The following is a 536-nucleotide window of genomic DNA, read 5'->3' as shown; positions in this document are numbered from 1 at the left end:
GCTTCCCTGAGGCTATCGAGGCAGTGTTTCCGTACACCACGGTGCAACTATGCATCGTGCATATGGTCAGGCACAGCTTGAACTATGTGTCGTGGAAGCGGCGACTAGAAGTGGCGGCCGACCTCAAGCGCATCTACACCTGCGCCACCGCCGAGGAAGCTGAGCAACGGCTCACCGAGTTCGAGGCACGCTGGGACAAGGAGTACCTGCCGATTGGCCAGTCTTGGCGGCGTAACTGGACACGGTTAACCCCATTTTTCGACTATCCACCCGAGATCCGTAAGGTCATCTATACAACCAACGCAATCGAGTCGGTGAACATGGGGCTACGAAAATTAACCAAGCACCGCGGCGCGTTTCCGAGCGACGAAGCTCTCGTCAAACTGCTCTACCTCGCGTTGCGCAACATCAGCAAACGATGGACCTTACCCATCCGTGATTGGAAGGCAGCCCTGAACCGATTTACCATCCAGTTTGAGGGGCGGCTCCCTCAGCTGTAACCCGAATCCCGTTTACACAAAAATCTGCACACGCTC

At 56.0% G+C, this 536-nt stretch carries 1 protein-coding gene; it reads left to right on the top strand.

Translation table 11 applies throughout. From position 1 onward, the window contains the following. Positions 1–500 (top strand): IS256 family transposase (locus tag AC1VXC_RS21105; RefSeq protein ID WP_482995091.1); only part of this gene is annotated, 500 nt, incomplete at its 5' end. Positions 501–536: the final 36 nt, after the last annotated feature.

The organism is Stenotrophomonas sp. STEN033, from assembly GCF_056856655.1.
This window is presented reverse-complemented; position numbering and strand designations above follow the sequence as displayed.